At 44.7% G+C, this 22,013-nt stretch carries 29 protein-coding genes and 1 pseudogene; 1 reads left to right on the top strand and 29 read right to left on the bottom strand.

The annotated features are described in order from the left end of the window. From glmU to metG, 13 genes are all read right to left on the bottom strand, one after another. Nucleotides 1–1,371, bottom strand: a complete 1,371-nt coding sequence (gene glmU / locus D4N35_RS13365) for a bifunctional UDP-N-acetylglucosamine diphosphorylase/glucosamine-1-phosphate N-acetyltransferase GlmU (RefSeq protein WP_120074474.1) — start codon at nucleotides 1,369–1,371, stop codon at nucleotides 1–3. A 180-nt stretch (nucleotides 1,372–1,551) separates the two neighbouring features. Continuing rightward, nucleotides 1,552–1,845, bottom strand: coding sequence for a septation regulator SpoVG (gene spoVG / locus D4N35_RS13360; RefSeq protein WP_018708548.1), 294 nt, complete (start codon nucleotides 1,843–1,845; stop codon nucleotides 1,552–1,554). Nucleotides 1,846–2,065: 220 nt separating this feature from the next. After that, a complete protein-coding gene (locus D4N35_RS13355) occupies nucleotides 2,066–2,440 on the bottom strand; it encodes a RidA family protein (RefSeq protein ID WP_120074472.1) in 375 nt (124 codons plus the stop codon). 15 nt (nucleotides 2,441–2,455) lie between these two features. Next, entirely contained in the window at nucleotides 2,456–3,289 is an 834-nt protein-coding gene (gene purR / locus D4N35_RS13350; protein ID WP_120074470.1) for a pur operon repressor, read from the bottom strand. A gap of 140 nt (nucleotides 3,290–3,429) precedes the next feature. Beyond that, complete coding sequence (ispE, locus tag D4N35_RS13345) at nucleotides 3,430–4,284, bottom strand: 4-(cytidine 5'-diphospho)-2-C-methyl-D-erythritol kinase (RefSeq protein ID WP_120074468.1); 855 nt, start codon at nucleotides 4,282–4,284, stop codon at nucleotides 3,430–3,432. A 482-nt stretch (nucleotides 4,285–4,766) separates the two neighbouring features. Then, nucleotides 4,767–4,955, bottom strand: a complete 189-nt coding sequence (locus D4N35_RS13340; protein WP_120074465.1) for a small, acid-soluble spore protein, alpha/beta type — start codon at nucleotides 4,953–4,955, stop codon at nucleotides 4,767–4,769. Nucleotides 4,956–5,046: 91 nt separating this feature from the next. Next, a complete protein-coding gene (gene veg, locus D4N35_RS13335) occupies nucleotides 5,047–5,316 on the bottom strand; it encodes a biofilm formation stimulator Veg (protein WP_018708554.1) in 270 nt (89 codons plus the stop codon). Nucleotides 5,317–5,599: 283 nt separating this feature from the next. Continuing rightward, nucleotides 5,600–6,475, bottom strand: a complete 876-nt coding sequence (yabG, locus tag D4N35_RS13330; protein ID WP_120074494.1) for a sporulation peptidase YabG — start codon at nucleotides 6,473–6,475, stop codon at nucleotides 5,600–5,602. An 80-nt stretch (nucleotides 6,476–6,555) separates the two neighbouring features. Then, on the bottom strand, nucleotides 6,556–7,443 hold the full coding sequence (gene rsmA / locus D4N35_RS13325; RefSeq protein ID WP_120074463.1) for a 16S rRNA (adenine(1518)-N(6)/adenine(1519)-N(6))-dimethyltransferase RsmA: 888 nt from the start codon (nucleotides 7,441–7,443) through the stop codon (nucleotides 6,556–6,558). After that, nucleotides 7,443–8,000 carry a ribonuclease M5 gene (gene rnmV, locus D4N35_RS13320; protein ID WP_120074460.1) on the bottom strand — a complete coding sequence of 186 codons (558 nt, stop codon included), beginning with the start codon at nucleotides 7,998–8,000 and terminating at the stop codon, nucleotides 7,443–7,445. Before rnmV ends, rsmA begins: the two co-directional genes overlap by 1 nt. 88 nt (nucleotides 8,001–8,088) lie before the next feature. Further along, entirely contained in the window at nucleotides 8,089–9,300 is a 1,212-nt protein-coding gene (locus D4N35_RS13315; RefSeq protein WP_120074458.1) for a G5 and 3D domain-containing protein, read from the bottom strand. Nucleotides 9,301–9,369: 69 nt separating this feature from the next. Further along, on the bottom strand, nucleotides 9,370–10,137 hold the full coding sequence (locus tag D4N35_RS13310; protein WP_120074456.1) for a TatD family hydrolase: 768 nt from the start codon (nucleotides 10,135–10,137) through the stop codon (nucleotides 9,370–9,372). Between the two features lie 177 nt (nucleotides 10,138–10,314). After that, nucleotides 10,315–12,282 (bottom strand): methionine--tRNA ligase, encoded by a 1,968-nt coding sequence (gene metG, locus D4N35_RS13305; protein WP_120074454.1) that lies wholly within the window; start codon nucleotides 12,280–12,282, stop codon nucleotides 10,315–10,317. A gap of 327 nt (nucleotides 12,283–12,609) precedes the next feature. Here metG and D4N35_RS13300 point away from each other — a divergent pair, with 327 nt between their 5' ends. Continuing rightward, nucleotides 12,610–12,903 carry an AbrB/MazE/SpoVT family DNA-binding domain-containing protein gene (locus D4N35_RS13300; protein WP_120074452.1) on the top strand — a complete coding sequence of 98 codons (294 nt, stop codon included), beginning with the start codon at nucleotides 12,610–12,612 and terminating at the stop codon, nucleotides 12,901–12,903. A gap of 111 nt (nucleotides 12,904–13,014) precedes the next feature. Here the strand turns inward: D4N35_RS13300 and D4N35_RS13295 are convergent, their stop codons facing one another. The 16 genes and pseudogenes from D4N35_RS13295 to D4N35_RS13220 form a co-directional block, all read right to left on the bottom strand. After that, a complete protein-coding gene (locus D4N35_RS13295; protein ID WP_120074450.1) occupies nucleotides 13,015–13,482 on the bottom strand; it encodes an S-ribosylhomocysteine lyase in 468 nt (155 codons plus the stop codon). Beyond that, nucleotides 13,479–14,129: pseudogene (locus tag D4N35_RS13290) on the bottom strand (class I SAM-dependent DNA methyltransferase). The gene D4N35_RS13295 and the pseudogene D4N35_RS13290 overlap by 4 nt, the downstream one beginning before the upstream one ends. A 121-nt stretch (nucleotides 14,130–14,250) precedes the next feature. Then, on the bottom strand, nucleotides 14,251–15,129 hold the full coding sequence (rsmI, locus tag D4N35_RS13285; protein WP_120074448.1) for a 16S rRNA (cytidine(1402)-2'-O)-methyltransferase: 879 nt from the start codon (nucleotides 15,127–15,129) through the stop codon (nucleotides 14,251–14,253). Further along, complete coding sequence (locus D4N35_RS13280) at nucleotides 15,107–15,394, bottom strand: GIY-YIG nuclease family protein (RefSeq protein WP_120074446.1); 288 nt, start codon at nucleotides 15,392–15,394, stop codon at nucleotides 15,107–15,109. Before D4N35_RS13280 ends, rsmI begins: the two co-directional genes overlap by 23 nt. Beyond that, on the bottom strand, nucleotides 15,378–16,124 hold the full coding sequence (locus D4N35_RS13275; protein ID WP_120074443.1) for a tRNA1(Val) (adenine(37)-N6)-methyltransferase: 747 nt from the start codon (nucleotides 16,122–16,124) through the stop codon (nucleotides 15,378–15,380). The genes D4N35_RS13280 and D4N35_RS13275 overlap by 17 nt, the downstream gene beginning before the upstream one ends. Nucleotides 16,125–16,182: 58 nt before the next feature. Beyond that, a complete protein-coding gene (gene yabA, locus D4N35_RS13270; protein WP_235870392.1) occupies nucleotides 16,183–16,518 on the bottom strand; it encodes a DNA replication initiation control protein YabA in 336 nt (111 codons plus the stop codon). 51 nt (nucleotides 16,519–16,569) lie between these two features. Then, nucleotides 16,570–17,397 carry a PSP1 domain-containing protein gene (locus tag D4N35_RS13265; protein WP_120074439.1) on the bottom strand — a complete coding sequence of 276 codons (828 nt, stop codon included), beginning with the start codon at nucleotides 17,395–17,397 and terminating at the stop codon, nucleotides 16,570–16,572. Continuing rightward, on the bottom strand, nucleotides 17,390–18,391 hold the full coding sequence (gene holB / locus D4N35_RS13260) for a DNA polymerase III subunit delta' (RefSeq protein ID WP_120074437.1): 1,002 nt from the start codon (nucleotides 18,389–18,391) through the stop codon (nucleotides 17,390–17,392). The genes D4N35_RS13265 and holB overlap by 8 nt, the downstream gene beginning before the upstream one ends. A 20-nt stretch (nucleotides 18,392–18,411) precedes the next feature. After that, nucleotides 18,412–18,849 (bottom strand): YaaR family protein, encoded by a 438-nt coding sequence (locus tag D4N35_RS13255; RefSeq protein WP_120074435.1) that lies wholly within the window; start codon nucleotides 18,847–18,849, stop codon nucleotides 18,412–18,414. A gap of 9 nt (nucleotides 18,850–18,858) precedes the next feature. Continuing rightward, complete coding sequence (darA, locus tag D4N35_RS13250) at nucleotides 18,859–19,188, bottom strand: cyclic di-AMP receptor DarA (protein ID WP_018708571.1); 330 nt, start codon at nucleotides 19,186–19,188, stop codon at nucleotides 18,859–18,861. Between the two features lie 160 nt (nucleotides 19,189–19,348). Next, entirely contained in the window at nucleotides 19,349–19,999 is a 651-nt protein-coding gene (tmk, locus tag D4N35_RS13245) for a dTMP kinase (protein WP_120074432.1), read from the bottom strand. Between the two features lie 145 nt (nucleotides 20,000–20,144). Continuing rightward, complete coding sequence (locus D4N35_RS13240; protein ID WP_120074430.1) at nucleotides 20,145–20,318, bottom strand: sigma factor G inhibitor Gin; 174 nt, start codon at nucleotides 20,316–20,318, stop codon at nucleotides 20,145–20,147. Nucleotides 20,319–20,493: 175 nt separating this feature from the next. Then, complete coding sequence (locus D4N35_RS13235) at nucleotides 20,494–20,760, bottom strand: pro-sigmaK processing inhibitor BofA family protein (RefSeq protein ID WP_120074428.1); 267 nt, start codon at nucleotides 20,758–20,760, stop codon at nucleotides 20,494–20,496. A gap of 74 nt (nucleotides 20,761–20,834) precedes the next feature. Continuing rightward, the gene (locus D4N35_RS13230; RefSeq protein WP_120074426.1) at nucleotides 20,835–21,050 is read right to left on the bottom strand and encodes a YaaL family protein; all 216 of its coding nucleotides are present in this window, start codon (nucleotides 21,048–21,050) and stop codon (nucleotides 20,835–20,837) included. Between the two features lie 13 nt (nucleotides 21,051–21,063). Then, nucleotides 21,064–21,663 (bottom strand): recombination mediator RecR, encoded by a 600-nt coding sequence (gene recR, locus D4N35_RS13225; protein ID WP_120074424.1) that lies wholly within the window; start codon nucleotides 21,661–21,663, stop codon nucleotides 21,064–21,066. Nucleotides 21,664–21,675: 12 nt separating this feature from the next. Beyond that, nucleotides 21,676–21,993 (bottom strand): YbaB/EbfC family nucleoid-associated protein, encoded by a 318-nt coding sequence (locus tag D4N35_RS13220; protein ID WP_120074421.1) that lies wholly within the window; start codon nucleotides 21,991–21,993, stop codon nucleotides 21,676–21,678. Between the last annotated feature and the right edge of the window lie 20 nt (nucleotides 21,994–22,013).

Below are 22,013 nucleotides of genomic sequence, written 5' to 3'. Positions count from 1 at the left end.
TTATTTTTTAGATTTTAGCTTTTCTACATAGTTTTCTTTGTTTACTTGGCGTGCACGCGCGATTGCCAGCGCTGATTCCGGAACATCATCTGTAATCGTAGAGCCGGCAGCAATATAGGCACCTTCCTTGACAGTAACCGGCGCCACCAGATTTGTGTTGCAGCCAACGAATACATCATCATTTATTTTCGTTAAAAATTTATTTTTACCATCATAATTGACCGTAATCGAGCCGCAGCCGATGTTAACGTTTCTGCCTACTTCTGCATCTCCGATATAACTTAAATGTGAAGCCTTGCTGCCTTTTCCAAAATAGGTCTTTTTAATTTCAACAAAGTTTCCTATTTTAACCTCATCCTGTATGTCTGAATCAGGACGGATGTGGGCAAATGGGCCAATCTTGACATTGCTTCCGATGGAGCTGTCGGAAAGAACGGACTGTTGCACGATAGTATTGTGAGAAATTTCACAATTGTTCACTTCAGTATTGGGACCGATTTTGCAGCCTTCACCTATTTTTGACTTTCCCTGAATGACGGTTCCAGGCAAAATAACGGTGTCACTTCCAATGATCACATCTGAATCAATGTACGTATTGGCCGGATCGGTAATGGTTACGCCATTTTTCATATGTTCCCTGTTAATGCGGGTTCTCATGATTCTTTCAGCTTCAGCAAGCGCGATACGGTCGTTGACTCCGAGAGTCTCCTCAAAGTCTTCCGTCATATAAGCCGTCACAAGCTCTCTTCTCGCCTTTAATATTTCTATCACATCAGGAAGATAATATTCCCCCTGTGCATTTTCATTGGACACATTGTCAAGGGCCTCAAACAGGGCTTCATTATCAAAGCAGTATGTACCTGTATTGATTTCTTTGACTGTCAATTCTTCCTCGTTCGCATCCTTATGCTCGACAATTCTTTCGACTTCGCCTTTCGCATTCCGGATGATTCTTCCATAACCGGTTGGGTCTTTGGCAAGAGCTGTCAAAACACTCGCTTTTGCTCCAGTTTCTTCATGCTGTTTCATCAAAGCTGACATCGTTTCTACTGAAATCAGCGGGGTGTCTCCGCAGATGACCAACGTCGTTCCTTTTTGGCCGCCTAACGCTTCCTTCGCCTGCATTACAGCATGGGCTGTTCCCAGCTGCTCTTCCTGAATCACAAATTCACTTTTTCCATGCAGCTGCTCTTTAACCATCTCTGCACCGTATCCCACAACCGTAACTATATTGTTCACTTCGAGCTGTGAAATATGATCCACTACGTGTTCTACCATCGGTTTACCGCAAACCGGATGAAGCACTTTATATAACTTGGACTTCATTCTGGTGCCCTGCCCCGCTGCCAATATTACAGCGAATCTATTCATAAAAGGTCCCCCAATAATTTTTTTCCATTATGAATATAGCTTAAAATTCGGTTTTTTTCAAGAAAACGAGAAGGGAAATAACCTTGTAAAATTTAGGGAGGAATAGATTAATCGCTGTAAGGTGGCCACAATAAAAAGAGCCATACTCCAAAGGTAGGCTCTTGATGCTTTTTTATATGATTAGGAAGCGCCGGCTTCTTCTAATTCAGGTTCTTCTATTTCACCCAAACGGTGGTATTCTGCCAAAACGACGTCCTGAATTTTGTTTCTGGTGTTCGAATTGATCGGATGGGCGATATCCCTGAATTCTCCATCGGGAGTCCGCTTGCTTGGCATAGCCACGAAGAGCCCATTATTTCCGTCAATTACACGAATATCGTGAACAACAAATTCATCATCGAGGGTAATTGAGGCAATCGCTCGCATTCTGCCTTCCGTATTAACACGGCGCAGTCTGACATCAGTTACTTCCATTGTGTTCACCACCTTCTCGCTCTAAATAAATACTATATCTATGTATTCAACAAACTTTGGTATTCTCCTTCTTAATTAGAGAAATTTTTTAGAATCTTTCCTATTACTAGAAAAACGCAAGCGCTGTCATTTGCGGCATAAGACTTTTTAAAAAAAATCTGTCAAAGCGCTTGCTTGGAAAATCAAAATAGAATCGCCGCCTTCTTACGGCGATTCATTATTATTTTACTAAAGCGATGACTTCCATCTCTAAGAGAACATCTTTTGGCAGTCTTGCTACCTCTACGCAGGAGCGTGCCGGCTTATGTTCCGAAAAATATTGGGCATAAATCTCGTTGATTGTACCGAAATCATCCATATTTTTAATAAATAGAGTAGTTTTGACAACGGTCTCCAATGATGCGCCAGCTTCTTCCAATACCCCTTGGATGTTGCGGAAGACTTGGTGTGCCTGTTCCTCGACACTGCTTCCGGCAAGTTCACCCTCTGGTGTCAATGGAATTTGGCCGGAGCTGTAAAACATATTGTTGACGATGATTCCCTGTGAATACGGCCCGATGGCAGCCGGTGCCTTGTTCGTTTCTACTTTGCGCATATGTAACGGTCCCTTCTATAGAAAATTTGTCATTTTAGAAAAGTAGTTGCCCTGGACGACATTGATCTGTTTTTCTTTTGTGTTTACGTCCGTTAATTTGACCAAGGAAATATAATCCTCGACCAATCTTTCTTCCTCATATTCAGATTCCACCAATACAGCAATACCGGCTACGGAAGCTTGGAATTCCTCCAATAGATTGACCATGCCGTTAATTGTTCCGCCGGCCTTCATGAAATCATCGACAATCAGGACATTCGCCCCTTCTTTCAGGCTTCTTTTGGACAGGACCATCGTCTGGATCCGTTTTGAAGAACCGGAAACATAGTTGATCGTCACCGTCGGTCCCTCCGTCACTTTTGTATCTCTTCTGACAATCACAAATGGAACGTTTAAAAAAGAGGAGACTGCCTGGGCAATCGGGATCCCTTTCGTCGCGACCGTCATGATGACATCCACTTTTTTGCCGGCCACCGCTGCAGCCAGATGCCTGCCGACTTCATTTAAAATTTTCGGGTCGCCCAAAAGATCTCCCATGTACAGGTACCCGCCGGGCAATAAACGATCAGGGTCGGCAATGGAACGGCATAGGTTGTCCACAAATTCAGAAGCCTGTTCCTTTTGGACCATCGGAAAGTATTTGACACCGCCTGCTGCGCCCGGAACCGTCTGCAGCATGCCGATGCCCTGGTGCTTAAATATATCATTGATAATCACTAGGTCCTCACTGATGGAAGATTTGGCAGACTGGTACCTTTGGGCGAACCACGTCAAGGAAACAAGCTCCCGAGGGTGATTCATTAAATAATGTGTCATATCAACGAGCCGCTCACTACGGCGAAACTTCATTATGTAACCTCCCGTGCAACGTAACGCGAATATTATTAAAGAAAATATACACAATTGTACGTATTTAGGCAAGTATGTGCTGAAAAAATTTTAAAGTTTCGTCCAGTCTGTACGTCGCTAAACGTCGCCCTGCGCTTTTCTTACACCCCCAGCATTCTCACTGCAAACACCTGGTCACAAAATCCGCGAAGTCCGTTATATATTCTTTGCAATCTGGAATCGTGGCGCACAAGGCCGAATACGGTGGGGCCGCTGCCGCTCATCAGCACGGAATCAGCTCCGAATCTTTCCATCTGCTTTTTAATTTGCAAGACTTCCGGATACATATGAAGGGTGACACTCTCCAAGGCATTGGCCATGTTTTCACATACACCTTCATAATCATTGTTTTCAAGTGCCTGTATCATGCCCTTCGTATCCGGGTGTCGTATACTGCCGACATCCAGGTTACGGTATATTTCGGAGGTGGATACCCCGATGGCAGGCTTGGCCAAGACCACCCAGCAGGCCGGGGGTGCCGGGAGCTTCGTCACTTTTTCTCCTCTTCCTTTAGCCAAAGCCGTTCCTCCGTATACACAAAAAGAAACGTCCGATCCAATTTCCGCGCCGAGTTCGGCAAGCTCATCCAAAGTCAAACCAAGGCCCCAAAGTTCGTTCAAACCTCTTAAGGTTGCAGCAGCGTCACTGCTGCCTCCCGCCAATCCGGCTGCAACCGGTATAATTTTATTTATAGAAATTTCTACACCTTGGTCAATTTTGTATCTTTCTTTCAATAATTTGGCCGCCTGGTAGGCCAGATTCCGTTCGTCGGCCGGCACAAAACGATTTCGGGAAAGGATGGCCACACGGTCTTCCCTGATTTCGGCCAATTCCAGGCGGTCAGCGAGGTCGATTGTTGTCATGACCATCTCCACTTCATGATAACCATCATCCCGCTTTCCCAGCACGTCCAAAGATAGATTGATTTTTGCCGGTGCCTTCACCAAAAGCTTCAATTCACACTCACCTGCTTCATTTAACTGAGTAACAAAGGCCTCCGGCTTCCTCCCTTTTAAACAGGGAAAGGATGTTCCCAGGCACCTATTTTCGACTCAATTCCATACATATTGTTCATTTTACCACGAACAATTCATGAACTCCAAGAGTGGGAGTAAGAAAAGCTCAAGCGCCCGTTTAGCGAGGTACAAACTGGAGCACTCCGCAATGAGATAAAGGAAACACGGCGACGAAGGAGCCGATGTTGACTTATCGTAGTGGAGGAGTGTGGAGTTTGCTAGTCGCTGGGCGCTGGAGCGGGACAAAGAAAGGCTTCTTTTGAAAAAAGTTTTCATATCAGGTTATACTTTCTTTTACTTTTAAGAAAAGCTCAAGCGCCTTGCCCATCGACGTACAGACTATACAACAAGAAAAGCCGAGGCTTTTCTTCGCCCCGGCTTGTGCGGATGGTTTTTGTTCATTGTCTTCAGGTCCAAAGTAATCATTCTTCACGATTGTCTGATTGGCTGAGCTGACGTTCTGCTATTTCAATTGCACGTTTTACCATATTTCCTGCATCCCTGGCCTTGATGCCGCCCCATCCTTCTTCCTGGACGACGTCATAAAAGCCCAACTCTTTTGCCAACTCTACTTTCAATTGATCCGACATGACTCCTCTTCTTCTTCCCAAAGCCATTTCCCCCTTTGCATCCGCTTTTGTATTTTGTGCAGAAGGAAAGCGAATATCCGGTAAAAGTAAAAACAGCAGTAAACCCAGGGGTTTACTGCTGCCCTATTGCTATATTTCCTGATGTTTCATCGTAAAAAGTAAGTTCAACCGTTTCGGTCAGAACATCTGCATAACTGTAAGATACCCGTTCAAATGCATTTTCGTCCTGATCCAACTCAACTACAAAAACTGATGGATATGTTTCCGCCAATACGCCGGAACGTTCGATTGTTTTCCTTCGTCCCCCGTTGGCCTTTAACATTAATCTCTTGCCCAAATTTGAATCAAGGGATTTTTTAATGCTCGCTAAAGTTTTCGGCATTTTTTCGCTCCACCTCACTGGTTTTCATTATAACACGCGGCTGGATAAATGTCAAATAAATTTACAATTTTATCAATGAATCCTCATCTTTGTCAATCATTTTTTTTCTACAAGATCACCCATTTTTCAACAATAGTAGTATATCTCACAAAAAAGATAATATGTACTGACTTTAGGAAAGCCTATGGGCAGGGGGCTGGGAGGCTATGGAAGCGCCGGGTAAGCCAGAATAAATGAACGAAAAAAAAGAGCATTGGCAAAGTCCCAATGCTCAAGTTACAAGCTACTCATCTTCTCCCGGAGGCCTAAAAGGCATCCCGTTCCTTAGTACTCCCTTTGTATCAAGTCCCCCCAGCCCTTTTTGTCCCGTTAATGTATTTCGCAGGACATCCCATACATTCACCCTTTCCGTAAAAGGCGTGAAGCTGATTTTCGAGACGATATAGACCGGATCCAATGCATGGATATTGACACGCTGGGGTGAGCTTGCAAAATTTGCCCCTGCAAATATAAGAGACTCAAAATGGGATTGGCAGGCGCCGGCAAAAATGACAAGCTGATCGAGATGCGGGACTTTCTTCCTCGCTTCCCTTACAGCTTCTACAAAATATCTTGAATGGCGATAGGCATTTAAATCTATTTTTTTTCCTTTTGCTTTTGAATAGGCATCGTGCCCTGTAATGACGAGAATATCCGGACGATATTGGTCGATCAAGGAAGGGATGTGCTTATACATTTCTTTTTCATTACAGTGCACTCCCTTGACTGCGACTCCAATTTTCGAATACAGCTCCATGCATCTCTTCAAATAATTCGGATCCCCATCAAGGTGAAGGACGCGGCCGGGCATCTGAAAGTAATTGTATTCCCTTTTATATCCTTCTGTAGCTGTGTATTCCTGCTGGGATCTTACAAGATCAAGGTCCTGTTGAAACAGTTCCCAGGACTGTTCTTCAAGGGATCGTACTTTGGAAGACCTTGTCAGCTGCTCTTCCTCTGTAAAAGGGACAAGGTCTTCAACAGGCGCATTAGCAATAAGGCGGTAATCCTCCCCATAAAGGATTGCTGTTGTTTGACCGTCAATCTCCTGGATGTCGATGACTCGAAATAAAAGATCGCATTGGTGAGACAAGCGGCCGACAATCGTATTTATTGATATCACGGTCGTCAACTCCAATAAACAGCGCTATTTATCTATCTGTCATAGGCTATGCTGTTTACCCGCTCATGGTGTCTGTTTCATTCCGAGTCGCCAAACAGAGGAAAAAGCGCATCGCTCAGCGCGGCAAATTCATTCATTGATAAAGTTTCTCCCCGCCTTGACGGTTCTATGCCGGCCAATTCAAGTGCATGGGCAATATCTGATTTTCTCTTCTTCCCATCAGGCAGCCCGCTCGTTAAATTGTTCATCAGCGTCTTTCTCCGCTGGGCAAATGACATTTTTGCAATTTGAAAGAAAAACACCTCATCTCTGACAGACACAGCAGGACGTTCCCTCAACAGCATCCGGATGACCGCGGAGTCTACATTCGGCTGTGGAATAAAGACCGATTTGGGAACGATCATGACGGTTTCGGCCGTTGTATAATACTGGATGGCAATCGAAAGGGACCCGTACTCCTTCGTTCCCGGCTTCGCTGCAATCCGGTCCCCCACTTCCTTTTGCAGCATGACGACGATTCCGCGAATGGGCAGTTTTTCCTCAAGAAGCTTTAAAATGATCGGCGTCGTTACATAATAAGGGAGATTGGCCACCACCATGATCTCCTTTACATCAGCAAACTCTTCTTCAATCATCTGCTGGATGTCCGCTTTCAAAATGTCCTCATGAATAATCTTCACATTGTCATAAGGTGAGAGGGTGTCTGCCAAAATCGGCAGAAGGCGTTGATCTATTTCGTAGGCAGCAACCTTTTTGGCCGTCCTGGCCAGGTGCTCTGTCAATGCCCCGATTCCCGGCCCGATTTCAATGACACCCGTTTCCTTAGTCAGCCCCGCATACTCTGTTATATTACGTAAAATATTCGGATCGATTAAAAAGTTTTGTCCAAGGCTTTTCTTAAAAGAAAAACCGTGTTTCTCCATAATTTCTTTTGTTCTGACCGGTGTCGCGATGTCTTTTTGCATTATTGTTTTTCCTCCCGTAGTACGGCTTCGAGGGCTTCCGCAAACTCCTGGCGGGATATTTGGAACATCATCAGCCGTTTGTGGAGCTGCTTTCCGTTTGTATAGCCGATCTTCAACAGCTCCCCAAGCCTTTCCCTTCGGCCTGCGGCCTCCGGCCCTCCAATCAGCCCCGCATCAATCAAGTCTTCCCTTGTGATAACTTCGGCTTCTGTATCCAGCATGGGATGGGCATCCTGCAATGCCAGCCGGATCGCTTCAGGAGAAGCGTGCTCCACGCCAATGCCACGCCCGTTGTTCGGCCGCGCATCTTTTTTATCGATAAAAGCATGCTTGCATCCAGGTACATGCTCGGTGATTGTCTTGCGGATCTTTTCCCCCGGAAAGTCCGGGTCAGTCAGAATAATGACCCCCCTTTTTTGATGGGCCAATCTGATTTTTTCCAGCGTTTCTGCGGAAACGGCCGAGCCGTTCGTTTCAATCGTATCTGCATCCAGCGCACGCTGGATGGCTCTTGTATCGTCTTTTCCTTCCACTACAATGATTTCCTTGATCTTCATGTTTCCTCCGGTAAAACAGTTTTACTAATGTCTTATTATAACCTGTTATGGATAAAAAAAGGAAAAGCAGAGGAGCATTTTCCTCTGCTTAGTCGATGATACGCACTTTGACCTGTTTTCTGCCGAAGCTGCTTGCCTGCCCTTTTGATTGGACGTGAACGTCGATCCTGTTCCCTTTGATCGCTCCGCCAGTATCTCCTGCTACAGCATAGCCGTATCCTTCCACCCATACTTTTGATCCCAACGGAATGACGCTTGGGTCCACCGCAATTACTTTTGCATCTGGATTAGCGCGTAAATCGATGCCGGTGGAAGTGACACCGGAGCAGCCGCTGCAATCCGCTGTATAGGCGGTGGCATTCATATAGATTTCTTTTCTTTCGCTGGCAGGTGCGGCGGCAGTTGAAGCTTGGGAACCTGCTGAAGATTTCCTTTGGGAAGCCGGAGCAGCAGTGACTTTCGTTCCGACGGCTACGATTTTATCTTTGCTTTCTTTGGTTCTTTCTTCGGAGACAAGTGAACGTTTGACTTCTTTTCCATTTTCTTTTGTTACTTCAAACTCTTTTTTCACTAAACCTTCCTGGCCCTCTTGGATAACCTTTTCTGTACCTTTTTCAAGGTTCCCGTCTTTTTTCGTGACAACGTCATAATCGATTGGCTCTTCCACTACATCGGTGACCTTTTCTACTCTTATGACGTCAATGGATTGGTCAGGGGATACCATTTCATCCAATCCCGGTTCCACACGATCCAATTCTCCCAGCTCCACGTCCTGCTGTTGTAAAAAATCAGCGACCGTAGTCGAAGTGGTCCATACCTTTTCTTCGTCCTTTCCGTTGTTTAAAACAACCTGGAACGCTTTTTCGATTTCAATTGTCATATTGGGAAAGATATTTTTTGCAGGAGATATGTTGATTTTATCATGTTCGCCTAGCTTTATATCTTCCTCATTCAAAAGCTGCTGTACTGTTCTGGCGGTGGTCATGACTTTCTCTGAATCATCCCCAACCGTCAGTGTCACCGGCTTTGCCGGCTCCCATATAAGAGATTGATTGTTTTGGACTACCGAATTCGGCTCATGTGACAAGTAATCTGTCTCTTTTACATTGACATCCATTTCTTCAAGCATTTCGCCAACCGTTTCCGCATGGGTTTTTACTACAACCTGCTCACCATCAAGTGTAACAGCAACCGTCTTTTTCGTTCCTTCCGTTATTAAAATCATCAGGGTAGCAGTAAATACGAGAAAACTGGCCACTACCAACCCTAATTTTCTTCGACTTCTCAATTCTGTACTCAAAGAAAAACTCCTCCTTCTTCCTTCATCGGCATTCACCGTGATGAAGAAGTAAAATTTTATTGTTTTTAGTCAGCGAATGCCGAACAGTTTCTTTGCATTCTCTGTCGTCACTTTCGCTACTTCCTCAAAGCTGATGTCCTTCAGCTCGGCAATCTGTTCAGCAACCAGCTTGACATACGCCGGTTCATTCCTTTTTCCCCTAAAGGGGTGTGGAGCGAGATAAGGGCAGTCCGTTTCTATCAGCAGCCGGTCAAGCGGAACTTCCATGGCCACTTTTTTCGGCTTCTTGGCATTTTTAAAAGTGACAGGCCCGCCCAGTGAAATGTGAAAGTTCATTTCAACGCACTCTTTGGCGGTTTCTGCGCTGCCACTGAAGCAATGCATAATGCCTCCGACTTCTTCGGCGTTTTCTTCCCTTAAAATTTGAACAACATCTTCAGTCGCATCACGGTTATGTATGATGATCGGAAGCTTTAATTTCTTAGCCAGGCCGATCTGCCTGCGGAATACCTCTTTTTGAACATCATGGGGTGATTTATCCCAGTGGTAGTCAAGCCCCATTTCACCGAGGGCCACAACCTTTGGATGAGCTGCCATCTCTTCAATCCAGGCCAGGTCTTCATCTGTCATATCAATAGCATCCACAGGATGCCACCCGATGCTCGCATAAAGAAAATCATATTCCTCCACCAGATCGATGGCTCTTTCTATCGTCGGCCTATTGAAACCGACAACGACCATATGGGAGACACCTGCCTCCTTGGCGCGCTCGATCACTTCCTGAAGATCTTCATTAAATTGTTCGTCATTTAAATGGACATGTGTGTCAAATAGCATGGCTCAATCTCCTTCATAGAGTATAAAGTATTTTAAAGTAACATAAGTCACAGCAAGCTAACATTTAGATTACAAAAAAAGAACATAGAGAAATGGCCTAAACTCCACGTTTAATGCGCCATACCCTCTATGTTATCAATGTTTATAAATTTATCTGAATATTACTTTATATTAAAGTTAGTTTACAATCGCCCCGTTAGGAAGGCTTTGATCAACCGATGCGACCGATAAAACGCCGTCTTTTTCTCCCGCAAGGATCATTCCCTGCGAAAGTTCTCCACGCAATTTCACCGGTTTCAGGTTTGCAACGACAATCAATTTTTTCCCTATTAATTCCTCAGGCTTATAAAATTCAGCAATGCCCGAAACAACCTGTCTCTTTTCATAGCCGAGATCAAGCTGCAATTTGAGCAATTTATCCGCCTTTTTAACCGGTTCGCAATCGATGACCTGGCCCACTCTCAGCTCCACTTTCCTAAAATCATCAATTGTGATTTCAGGAGCCTGCTCTATGTTTTCTTCCTTCTCTTCTTTCTTCTCTTTTTCCGGAGCGGCAGGGCCTTTCATTTGATCTTTAATATATTGAATTTCCTCATCCATCTCAAGTCTAGGAAAAATCGGCTTTCCTTTTGCTGCGACATTTGTCTGGGAGGGGATATTACCGAACGTTTCAAGGCTTTCCCATGTTTGGAATTGCTCGTCCGTAATATTTAGCTGTTCAAAGATCTTTTTCGGCGTCTGTGTCAAGAACGGCTGAAGTAAAATAGCTGCCCTTCTGAGCGACTCTGCCAAATGAACCATCACGCTGCCTAATTCACGGCGTTTTTCCTCGTCTTTTGCAAGAATCCAAGGTTCTGTTTCATCAATGTATTTATTTGTCCTGCTGATTAGCTGCCACACGGAAGAAAGGGCTACAGAAAACTCCATGTTTTCCATTGCTTCTTCATATTTTTGTACTGTTTCGGTGTTCACACCAAGGAGGTCTTTGTCAAACGGTGTAACAATCCCTTCGTAGGAAGGAATTTCTCCGCCAAAATATTTATTGATCATCGCAACAGTCCTGTTCAACAGGTTTCCAAGGTCATTGGCGAGATCATAATTGATTCTTTCGACAAACCCTTCAGGAGTGAATACACCATCGGATCCAAACGGCACTTCTCTCAATAAATAATAACGTACTGCATCCAGGCCGTAGCGGTCGATCAGCATAACCGGATCGACAACATTACCTTTGGACTTGGACATTTTTCCGTCCTTCATAAGCAGCCAGCCATGGGCAAAAACTTTTTTCGGAAGCGGCAAATCAAGCGCCATGAGCATGATCGGCCAGTAAATAGTATGAAAGCGGACAATTTCCTTTCCAACGATATGGACATCCGCCGGCCAGTATTTCAGATATTTGGAATCATCATCTGTTCCGTAGCCAAGCGCAGTGATATAGTTGGTCAATGCATCGATCCAGACATAGATGACATGTTTCGGATCGCCGGGAACTTTGATGCCCCAGTCAAATGTCGTCCTGGAGACTGCCAAGTCTTCCAGCCCCGGTTTGATGAAGTTATTGATCATTTCGTTTTTTCTTGATTCGGGCTGGATGAAACCGGGATTATCTTCATAATATTGCAGGAGCCTGTCTACATATTTGCTCATCCTGAAGAAATAGGACTCCTCTTTTACCAGCTCCACCGGGCGTCCGCAATCAGGACAGTTTCCATTGTCAAGCTGCCGTTCTGTGAAGAAAGATTCACAAGGTGTGCAATAATATCCTTCATATTCATCCAGATAAATATCGCCTTGATCCAACAGCTGCTTAAAAATCTTTTGAACAACAACTGTGTGCCGGTCTTCGGTTGTACGAATGAAGTCATCATAGGAAATATCAAGTTTCTTCCATAACCTTTGAATCCCGCTGACAATATGATCAACATATTCCTTTGGGGTAACATTTTCTTCTTTGGCCTTTTTTTGGATTTTCTGTCCATGTTCGTCCGTTCCGGTCAAATACATGACGTCAAAACCGCGCATCCGCTTGTAGCGTGCCATTGCATCACCCGCTACCGTCGTATAAGCATGGCCGATATGCAAATTCCCGCTTGGATAGTAAATGGGGGTTGTTAAATAAAACGTTTTGAGTTTTTCTTTCACCATGTTTCCTCCCTCTCGCTAACAGGATGCCGTTAAACATCAAAACCCACTCTTTGCATCTTGTCCTCTTCTACACTAAAAATATACGTGAAATCAACGATTCCTGCAACTTGTGCCTATTACTAAGGGAACATGAAAATCGGTCCTTTGAATGACGATTCAATTGAATGGATACGAATCCGTAGGAATTTCTATCTAATAAATTGACATTTTTTTAACTTCTAATTGACGGGAATAGGAAAGACTGGTACGATAAATCTGATTATAAATGTGACAAAAAGTATGTTTTTTGATATAAACAAGTTTCTTTGAGAGGAGAAAAGTAGTATGAAATCTACTGGAATTGTGCGAAAAGTCGATGAACTTGGACGGGTAGTCATACCTATTGAATTAAGGCGCACCTTGGGGATTGAAGAAAAAGACGCACTTGAAATATACGTAGATGATGAAAAGATTATCCTGAAGAAATATAAACCGAGCATGACTTGCCATATTACAGGCAATGTATCCGATGAAAATGCCTTTTTTGCCGGTGGGAAATTGGTCTTAAGCCGTGAAGGAGCCGAGCAATTAATACAGGAAATCCGTGAATCCTTCAGTTTTGATAAAGTGAATAATTAATAGAATTTTAAAAGCCCCTTCAACAATATGAAGAGGCTTTTTTGTTTTCGGGTGCGTTACACAAGCGTTTCCGCCTTACATCTCAGTCGCTTAACGCCGCCCTCCGCTTTTCTATGCAAATACTTCCGTCCACTCATCCCTGTGGGCGAGCATTTTTTTGGCCAGTTCTTTGGCGCCTTCCAATGAGTGGCTTGCTGCCCATCCGCATTGCACTTCATTGCAGGCCGGAACTTCGGTTGCTTCCAGTACATCGTTCAATGTTTTTTCCAGAATATTTAATACGTCTTCATAGTCATCGTGGTTGACAAGGGATAAATAATAGCCGGTCTGGCAGCCCATCGGGCTGATATCGACGATTTTATCCGAATGGTTTCTGCTGAATTCCGCCATCATGTGCTCCAATGAATGGATCGAAGGCATTTCCATATGCTCTTTGTTCGGCTGGCAGAACCGAAGGTCGTATTTCCGGATGATATCACCGTTTTCTCCTTCCACCACGCCCGCCAGACGGACATAAGGGGCCTTCACTTTCGTATGATCCAAATTGAAGCTCTCCACGTTCATCTTTTGTTCAGTCATTGATTCCCTCTCCTTTTCTCGGCATCTATCAGCCACACAAATGCATTCATTTGCTTGAATGTGATCCGGAAGCCGTTTTCTTCAAATATTTTCCTTAGAACTGGAATAGTTGTGTAATATTCCGTCTGCAAATCAACTGCAAGACGGTGATGATTGTTTCGCAGTGCTTCTTCTATTATAGCCTGTTTGGCAGCATCATTGATAAAAACCGTATCAGCAAAAACAATTTTCCCGGACTCGTTGAGAATGTCGCTGTACAGCGCGACTGCCTTCCTTTTTTCCTCATCGGTCAAGTGGTGAAAAGCATACGTGCTTGCGATCGTATCCGGATTTTTTTCCGGCATGGGAAAAGCCAAAAAATCACCATCGACAATCGGAACATTCGGAAGCTTTCCTTTCGCCCTGTTCCTCATTCCTTCAGAAGGCTCTATACCGTATACTTCAAACCCATTTTTTTAAAATTTTTCTGTCAAATTCCCTGTTCCAACTCCAAATTCAACAATAAACCCTTTTGAATTTTTTGCCACCTCATCAAGAATTTGTTCGTAATGAGCAAATACTTCTTTATATTCTACGTCGGAACCAACGACAGTTTGATCATACGTTTCGGACCAGGCATCAAACAGATCATTGAAATTTTTTGCCATGTTATCCACCCTTTTCATATAAAAATAATCGGAATTGAATTATGACTTAATTTATCACTTGTTTTTGAAAAAAGCAAGAAAATATAAAAAAAGCGCAAGCCCTTTTTAACCCGGGCTCACGCTACTTGCCATGAATATGATATGCCTCATAAACTTCGCGTTTGGGCACCTTGCGGTCGCTTGCCGCCCGCTTGATGGCCTCTTTTGATGTAAGGTTTTCGTTTTCGATATAATGTTCCACATGTTCTTTCAATCCAAGCAGCGCCCACCATGGCGGCCCTTCACTGGAATCGGGGTCACTGTTGCCCTCCACAATAAGGCAAAACTCTCCCCGGATTTCTTCCTTCTCCGCCCATTCGACCGCCGAGGAAAGCCTTCCACGCAAAAATTCTTCGAACTTCTTCGTCAGCTCCCTGCATAAAACAATTTTCCTGTCCCCCCAGACGGCAGCCATATCCTTTAATGTATCTTTCAATCGATGTGGTGCTTCATAAAGAAGGAGCGCCCCATCCTGCCGTTTCAGTCTTTCGAGCTCCGCTTTCCTCTCTTTTTTCCCTCTTGGCAAGAATCCGCAAAAATAGAAAGGCTGGGGATTGATGCCTGAAGCGATCAAAGCGGTCAACGCAGCGTTTGGGCCTGGAACAGGCACGACCGCTATATCCGCTTCGATGGCCGCCCGGACGATTTCATAACCCGGATCAGAAATGCAAGGCATCCCTGCATCGCTGACAAGCGCTATATTGTCCCCTTTTAACAACCGCTCGACAAGCTGGCGGCCGCTTGTCTCCTTGTTATGTTCATGATAGCTTGCAAGCGGTGTTGAAATGTCAAAATGGCTGCACAGCTTTTTTGTGTTCCGTGTATCTTCCGCAGCAATCAGATCGGCTTCCTGCATCAGGCGAATTGCCCGGAAGGTCATATCTTCCAAATTGCCGATCGGCGTCGGTATTAAAAATAGCGTGCCCTGATCTGTTGCCTCATTGCTTTTCTGGCTTCGCATTACGTTCACCGGCCTCATGTAAAAATTGTTCTTTTTTTAGCCTCGTCAGCTGCTTGAAAGCATATTCCGCCTTCAACGCATCACCTTTTTCCTCAAATTCTTCTACATAGATCATCGATACCGGCGTCCTCGTCCGGGTATATTTGGATGCCTTTTTGCTGTTATGCTCGGAAAGCCTCCGGGCAGGGTCCACTGTATAGCCGCCGTAATAGGAGCCGTCCCTGCATTCCAACACATAAAAATAATGTTTATTCTTCTTTTCCATACAGTATCTCTCTTACTTCCGGAGTATACTCGTTTTCATCGTTATAGACAAACAGGGGCGCGAGTGCCTTCAGGCCAGAATTCCCGTTTTTGATCCCCTCTACCAAAATCGTATTCGCTTCTTTCCCTGCCTTCGGATAAACGAATCTAAGCCGCTTCGGCTCCAAGCGATACTGCCTCATAAGCGTCAAAATATCCATCAGCCGCTCGGGCCTGTGGACGAAAGCGGCTTTACCGCCTTGGCGGAGAAGTTGGCTGCTTGTCCGTATGACATCTTCAAGCGAACAGAGAAGCTCATGGCGGGCGATGGCCAAATATTCATTTTCATTGATAATGGACGGTTCTGCTGAAGTAAAATACGGCGGATTGCACGTAACGACATCATATTTTCCATGGCCGAGCGTTTGGGCAATCTCTTTGACATCTCCATGGATCATCCGGATCCTATCTTCCAGGCGGTTATATTGGATGCTCCTTTCCGCCATATGATACAGGCGCTCCTGAATTTCCACGCCCGTAATGGCTGCTTTTGTTTTGCTGCTTAATAAAAGGGGAATGACCCCATTGCCGCTGCATAAATCAATGATATTTCCCTTTTGGATCGGTACATAGGCAAAACGGGCCAGCAGCACGGCATCAAGGGAAAAAGCAAAAACAGACGGGCTTTGGATAATACGCAAATCTTCCGCCAGCAAATAATCCAGGCGCTCGTCACCAATTAATTCAATCATATCCAAACACTCCAATAAAATAGCCTTCCCCATTCTAAGGAAGGCCTTATATAGCAAATTATTTTTTATTCAAAAAGGAAAGGCAGAACAGGCAGTCTTCATCTCTTCTCGGGCTGCCAAAATGAACATTGCAAATATGGAAGCCTTCTTGATAAAGGCGGGCCAGATTATCATAACCCTCTCCAATATCAATTTCAGTCAATTGATCATAAGCAGTGCGCTCGTCTTCCTCTCCATCAGGCAGTATGAGACCGGGCTTTTCCATCCCTTGATCCAGATGTCGGCGCAGTTGGTCATTTTCCGACTTCAACGCATGGTTTTCTTCGATCAACTCGACCATATACTGCTTCAACTCGCCAAGCTGCTGATACAATTGGCCGATCTGCATTTCCATATTGCTTACTGAATCGAAGAACTCCTTTTTATCCTTCACCTTACCACCTCATTATTCCGTGGCCTGGACAGACGTTACACTTTCACTCATGATCTCTTCCAGTGTATATTCCAAGACCCGCTCCTGGTCAGACAATTCCACTTGCATAATGCGCTCCAGTATATTTAAGCCGACCACTCTTCCTGAACCGTTCGGTGTATGGATGGTCTCGCCCACATCAGGAAGCGCAGCCTTCGCTGCTTCATACTCATCATTTTCATATTTCAGGCAGCACATCAGCCTGCCGCATAAGCCGGATATTTTCGTCGGGTTTAAGGAGAGATTTTGATCTTTGGCCATTTTGATTGATACAGGTTCAAAATCTCCCAGGAAAGTAGAGCAGCATAGCATACGCCCGCACGGACCGATTCCTCCGAGCATTTTCGCTTCATCCCTTACTCCTATTTGCCTCAGTTCAATTCTTGTTCTGAAAATGGAGGCCAAATCTTTTACAAGCTCACGGAAATCAACGCGCCCGTCAGCTGTAAAATAAAAAATCACCTTGTTGCGGTCGAATGTGTATTCTACATCAACAAGCTTCATATCAAGCTGATGCTCCAGGATTTTCTCCGAACAGACCTGGTAAGCCTCCTCGGCCGCTTCCTTGTTCGATTCAACATTCTGCTGGTCCTGTCCATCTGCAATCCGGACAATTTTTTTCAATGGGAGCACTACATCATGTTCGCTGACCTGCTTCTTTTCGGTCACAGCTTTTCCAAATTCGATGCCGCGTGCAGTTTCTACAATGACGTAATCGCCTTTGCGGACGGGATGATCCATTGGATCGAAATAATATATTTTACCGGCTTTTTTAAACCGGACTCCTACAACATTATACAAAAGAAGGTCCCCCCTGCAAATTCAGCACAAGCTGTTCCATTAACAGCTGAGGATTCATATTTGCGTGTAATTTTCTTTTGGCTTCCAAAATTGCAGTCATTTGTTTCGACAGCCGTTCCATTGAGGTGTGAAGAGCATCCTTTTCAAGCGTCTGCCGCTGATCAGGATAGACGAGCTGCCGATCCTTCCCCAATTGTATGTTCAGTATATCTTTATATATATATAATAAAAGAGACAGTCCCAGATCATGCTGGCCTTTCTCTTTAAAATGCCCCATCCAGTCGGTTTGAAGTGAAGTCATCGCATAGAGCGGGTTTTCTCTAAGCACTTCATATAATTTTAACACTATTTTTCTGGCTTGTGCAAACCAATCATCATCATTCAGTCTTACGGCTTCCTGAAGATCGTTTGTGAGGGCGGCCAGAAGGGCTGCTTTTCCTTTCGGCACACCTGCTTGTTCCAGCTTTTCAGCAAAAATGTCAGGTCCCAATGGATAGAAAGGTACCGATTGACAGCGCGAGATGATGGTGGGCAATAATTGCTGCGGCTGCTCCGAGACAAGAACGGCTGTCGTTCCGGAATGAGGTTCTTCCAAAAATTTCAATAAACTGTTCGCCGCCTGAACTGTCATCTTTTCGGCATCCATAATAATATACAGCTTTCTCTTCGATTCCATGCCCGATTTGCTAAATTCCGTTCTCAGCGAACGAATTTGATCTATTTTAATGGAAAGCCCGTCCGGTTCAACGAGATGAACATCCGGATGGTTTCCGCTTTTGATTCTTTTACAGTTTCCACATTGTCCGCAAGGATTCACATCTTGTCCATTTTCCTCGCAGAAGAGGCTTTCCGCCATTAACAGGCTGCCTGCTTTCTTGCCGGTCCCACGCTCACCTTCAAATAAATAGGCGTGGGCGACCCGGCGATGGACCAGACTGTTTTTTAAGAGCCTGGCCGCAATCGGCTGCTCATGCTCAAATTGATCCCAATTCATATCTTCCGGTATTCACCCGCCTACGTATATAAATGGATCAGCAGCCCTTTTATCTCACCGATTTTTCCTAAAATATCGATGGACTGCTTTTCCTCCTTCAAAACTTCTTCGGTCAATTCAACCAGTTTCTCATCAATCAGTTCAACAGTCTGATGGACTCTTCCTTCTGCAAACCTGTTCCAGCTGTGCGACTGCTTAAGCTCCATCCCTGTTTCAACCGTTTCCTTTACAAGCTGCTTCACGAGTGTTTTATATTTTGCCAAGTCACGGAAATTCCTTGATTTCCCAAGCCGCTCCCCCGCCTTATGGATATCCGCGAGCAGCCTGTCCAGATGATCTTTATAAAGCTGGACTTCCTGACGGGAGATGACTTCGGAAAATTTTGCCCCGGTACTGCCGGATCTGGGAAGGGATGAAAATTGCCCCGTTCTTGATCCGGCCAAATCATTGACCTTCATGGACATCTCCTAAAACTGGTGGAACTGCTCGATCGGGAGAACAAACACAGTTGCTCCTCCTACCGAAACTTCCACTGGATAAGGAATATACGAATCAGCGTTTCCTCCCATAGGGGAAACGGGCGCCATCAGCTGTTCACGTGACTTGCAGCTTTCCCTTATGACCTCAAGCGCTTTCTCGACGCGGATATCTTCTGTACCTATCATAAAAGTCGTATTTCCGGACTTCAAGAAACCACCGGTTGTTGCCAATTTTGTTGCCCTGAAATTATTTTCAACCAAGGCATTCATGAGACGGTTGCTGTCCTGGTCCTGAACTACTGCCATAATTAATTTCATTTTGCTCACTCCCCGTAATAAAGTGAAAAACAAATTTGTTACTATTCTTATTATATCAGCTAATCGAATATGTGACATTGTTATTCGTGTATCAATCCGTCCACTTTCCATCGAAAAAACGACATTTATTTTAAGAGGATTGAACACGTACTATAAATAGTCAATCTTTATTCAGTATTCCAGCTTGCACCAGCCGCCCGTCAATCACCTTTTTTGCCTTCTGGTACACCGAGTCTACTGGGGCAGAGGCATCGATTAAGATTATTCTATCCGGAAATCTTTGCAGCAATAGATGATAGCCTTTTCTTACTTTATGATGGAACCCGACTTTTTCCAGATCAAGCCTGTTCACTTCCCGCCCTGCATTCCGGGCGATCCGCTTTAAACCAATTTCAGGATCTATATCAAAATACAGTGTCGCATCCGGCATGGCACCTTGGATGGCAAATTCATTGATGGCATACACTTCATCGATTCCAAGCCCTCTTGCATATCCTTGATAGGCGAGGGAACTGTCAATAAAGCGGTCACACAGGACAACTTTTCCTTCCCGGAGCGCCGGCAGAACTTTTTCCGTCAAATGCTGGCGTCGTGCAGCGGCATACAACAAAGCTTCCGTACGCGGGTCCATCATCGTATGCTCTTTATCAAGGATGATTGTCCTGATTTTTTCTGCTATGCCGATTCCACCCGGCTCTCTAGTGGCCAATACCTCCACTCCATCATCGGCCAGGTCTTCCGCCAGTTTTTCAATCATTGTTGTTTTGCCCGCCCCTTCGGGCCCTTCCAATGTGATAAACAATCCGCTCATCCATTCTCTTCCCCCGATCCCTAATGTTTACAGCGTATAGTATAACATCGGGATACTAATAAAAATAGTGGCCCTCATTGTCAGGTTTGGCTGTTTTTGATCCAAAAATACAAAAAACCAGGCTTCCATAAGCGGCAGCCCGGTTTTATGTGACAATTTTTGTTTCTTTAATGACCCTCATCTGTTCCACAAAATATTTGTACCTCGGGTCATCCGTCTCTGTATGGATAATCTCCTGCTCACAGCCGGCACAAATAAAAGATGTATAAAGATGAATCCCCGCATTCTGTGCTTTTTTACAAATTATGCACTTTTCCATCTCTCCACCTCCACACATTTTTATTATGGCCACTGCCGGTCAATTGTATACACAATTAACAACATTTGAGCAGTTGGAAACCATTTGTTTCATTCTATGCCCTAAAATCGGATGCCGTGTTTGTCTCGGGTATTTTTTCAAAATAAAAATGAAACATCCGCATAATCCGGATGTTTCACGCAATAATCCATAATTGGATGACTGACAATGCCGCAACCCCCGGCAGACCGAGCAGCCCGGAAATGGCGGCAGTCACAAAATTAATGGGGATATACAGCCCGAATTGATTCCCGAAAGCATTTAAAAAGAATAAAAACAAAGCTCCGATCATCAATTTTATAAATGATTGGCCGATCACTTTAAAAACGCTCCCGGGTTTTACCGCCATCAGTAAAAAAATGATCAGGCCGATCAGCGAAGAAATGATCAAGATTGAATCCAAATGTTCCCCCTCCTGCCCTCTCGTCCTTATTTAAATTGTATGAGAGGATTGTCCGAAAAGAACTGACAAGGGAGTCAATGATCCTTTATCGAAATTTTTCGTATCTTCGCTTCCTTGAACAGGAAAATATATTTGGCCTTTGCCAGCCGCAACCGATACTGCAATTCATCATTCGGCTCATAGCTCAATTTGAGCAAATCGCTTTTTTGATCCCATTCTTTTTTAATATTTCCCATGAGGCCTATTAGCCTTTGATCAAATTCTTTACGCATTTTTTGTTTCCGTAACATATGGGACCTCTCCTTAAAGAACTTCTCTTCGGCCTTCCAACGCTTTTGAGAGAGTCACTTCATCTGCGTATTCAAGATCTCCTCCGACAGGCAGGCCATGGGCAATCCTTGTGACGGTGATGCCCGACGGCTTGAGAAGGCGGGAAATATACATGGCCGTAGCTTCCCCTTCAATATTAGGATTTGTCGCCAGGATCACTTCCTGGACGGTTTCGTCCTGAAGTCTTTTCAGCAGATCGGGAATATTGATGTCTTCCGGCCCGATGCCTTCCATAGGGGAAATGGATCCATGAAGGACATGATACAAGCCGTTGTATTCCTTCATCTTCTCCATGGCGATGACATCTTTCGGCTCCTGCACGACACAGATGACGCTGCGGTCCCGTCTTTGGTCTTCACAAATGTAGCATGGATCCTTGTCGGTGATATGGCCGCATACTGAGCAGTAGCCGAGATCCCTTTTTGCATTGACAAGGGCCTTTGCAAAATCAAGAACGGTGTCTTCTTTCATATTAAGAACGAAAAACGCCAGGCGGGCTGCTGTTTTCGGCCCGATTCCCGGCAGTTTCATAAAGCTGTCGATCAGCTTTGATATTGGTTCTGGGTAATGCATAATGGTAACCTCCTAGAAGCCAGGAAGGTTTAATCCTTTTGTAAATTGTCCCATCGTCTGGCTTGATAATTCTTCCGCCTGCTTCAAGGCATCATTGGTAGCCGCCAACACAAGATCTTGGAGCATTTCAATATCTTCCGGGTCCACAACCTCTTCGTCAATTTGAACTTCCAGCACTTCCTTATGGCCGGATACAATCACTTTTACCATTCCGCCGCCTGCTGTGCCTTCGATTCTTTTTTCTCCAAGCTCCTCTTGCGCCTGCGCCATCTTCTTTTGCATTTTCTGCATTTGTTTCATCATGCCTTGCATATTTCCCATTCCTCGCATTATCGTACGACCTCCACCAT

This window comes from Siminovitchia fortis, from assembly GCF_003605365.2.
Lineage (GTDB): Bacteria > Bacillota > Bacilli > Bacillales > Bacillaceae_C > Siminovitchia > Siminovitchia fortis.
This window is presented reverse-complemented; position numbering and strand designations above follow the sequence as displayed.

Bases quoted from the DNA above. Each gene is read 5' to 3' on its own strand.
- glmU (WP_120074474.1), bottom strand. From the start codon at position 1,371: ATGAATAGATTCGCTGTAATATTGGCAGCGGGGCAGGGCACCAGAATG.
- spoVG (WP_018708548.1), bottom strand. From the start codon at position 1,845: ATGGAAGTAACTGATGTCAGACTGCGCCGTGTTAATACGGAAGGCAGA.
- D4N35_RS13355 (WP_120074472.1), bottom strand. From the start codon at position 2,440: ATGCGCAAAGTAGAAACGAACAAGGCACCGGCTGCCATCGGGCCGTAT.
- purR (WP_120074470.1), bottom strand. From the start codon at position 3,289: ATGAAGTTTCGCCGTAGTGAGCGGCTCGTTGATATGACACATTATTTA.
- veg (WP_018708554.1), bottom strand. From the start codon at position 5,316: ATGCCGAAAACTTTAGCGAGCATTAAAAAATCCCTTGATTCAAATTTG.
- rsmA (WP_120074463.1), bottom strand. From the start codon at position 7,443: ATGCAAAAAGACATCGCGACACCGGTCAGAACAAAAGAAATTATGGAG.
- rnmV (WP_120074460.1), bottom strand. From the start codon at position 8,000: ATGAAGATCAAGGAAATCATTGTAGTGGAAGGAAAAGACGATACAAGA.
- D4N35_RS13310 (WP_120074456.1), bottom strand. From the start codon at position 10,137: ATGCTATTTGACACACATGTCCATTTAAATGACGAACAATTTAATGAA.
- D4N35_RS13300 (WP_120074452.1), top strand. From the start codon at position 12,610: ATGAAATCTACTGGAATTGTGCGAAAAGTCGATGAACTTGGACGGGTA.
- D4N35_RS13295 (WP_120074450.1), bottom strand. From the start codon at position 13,482: ATGACTGAACAAAAGATGAACGTGGAGAGCTTCAATTTGGATCATACG.
- rsmI (WP_120074448.1), bottom strand. From the start codon at position 15,129: ATGCGAAGCCAGAAAAGCAATGAGGCAACAGATCAGGGCACGCTATTT.
- D4N35_RS13280 (WP_120074446.1), bottom strand. From the start codon at position 15,394: ATGGAAAAGAAGAATAAACATTATTTTTATGTGTTGGAATGCAGGGAC.
- D4N35_RS13275 (WP_120074443.1), bottom strand. From the start codon at position 16,124: ATGATTGAATTAATTGGTGACGAGCGCCTGGATTATTTGCTGGCGGAA.
- yabA (WP_235870392.1), bottom strand. From the start codon at position 16,518: ATGGAAATGCAGATCGGCCAATTGTATCAGCAGCTTGGCGAGTTGAAG.
- holB (WP_120074437.1), bottom strand. From the start codon at position 18,391: ATGAATTGGGATCAATTTGAGCATGAGCAGCCGATTGCGGCCAGGCTC.
- D4N35_RS13255 (WP_120074435.1), bottom strand. From the start codon at position 18,849: ATGAAGGTCAATGATTTGGCCGGATCAAGAACGGGGCAATTTTCATCC.
- darA (WP_018708571.1), bottom strand. From the start codon at position 19,188: ATGAAATTAATTATGGCAGTAGTTCAGGACCAGGACAGCAACCGTCTC.
- tmk (WP_120074432.1), bottom strand. From the start codon at position 19,999: ATGAGCGGATTGTTTATCACATTGGAAGGGCCCGAAGGGGCGGGCAAA.
- D4N35_RS13240 (WP_120074430.1), bottom strand. From the start codon at position 20,318: ATGGAAAAGTGCATAATTTGTAAAAAAGCACAGAATGCGGGGATTCAT.
- D4N35_RS13230 (WP_120074426.1), bottom strand. From the start codon at position 21,050: ATGTTACGGAAACAAAAAATGCGTAAAGAATTTGATCAAAGGCTAATA.
- recR (WP_120074424.1), bottom strand. From the start codon at position 21,663: ATGCATTACCCAGAACCAATATCAAAGCTGATCGACAGCTTTATGAAA.
- D4N35_RS13220 (WP_120074421.1), bottom strand. From the start codon at position 21,993: ATGCGAGGAATGGGAAATATGCAAGGCATGATGAAACAAATGCAGAAA.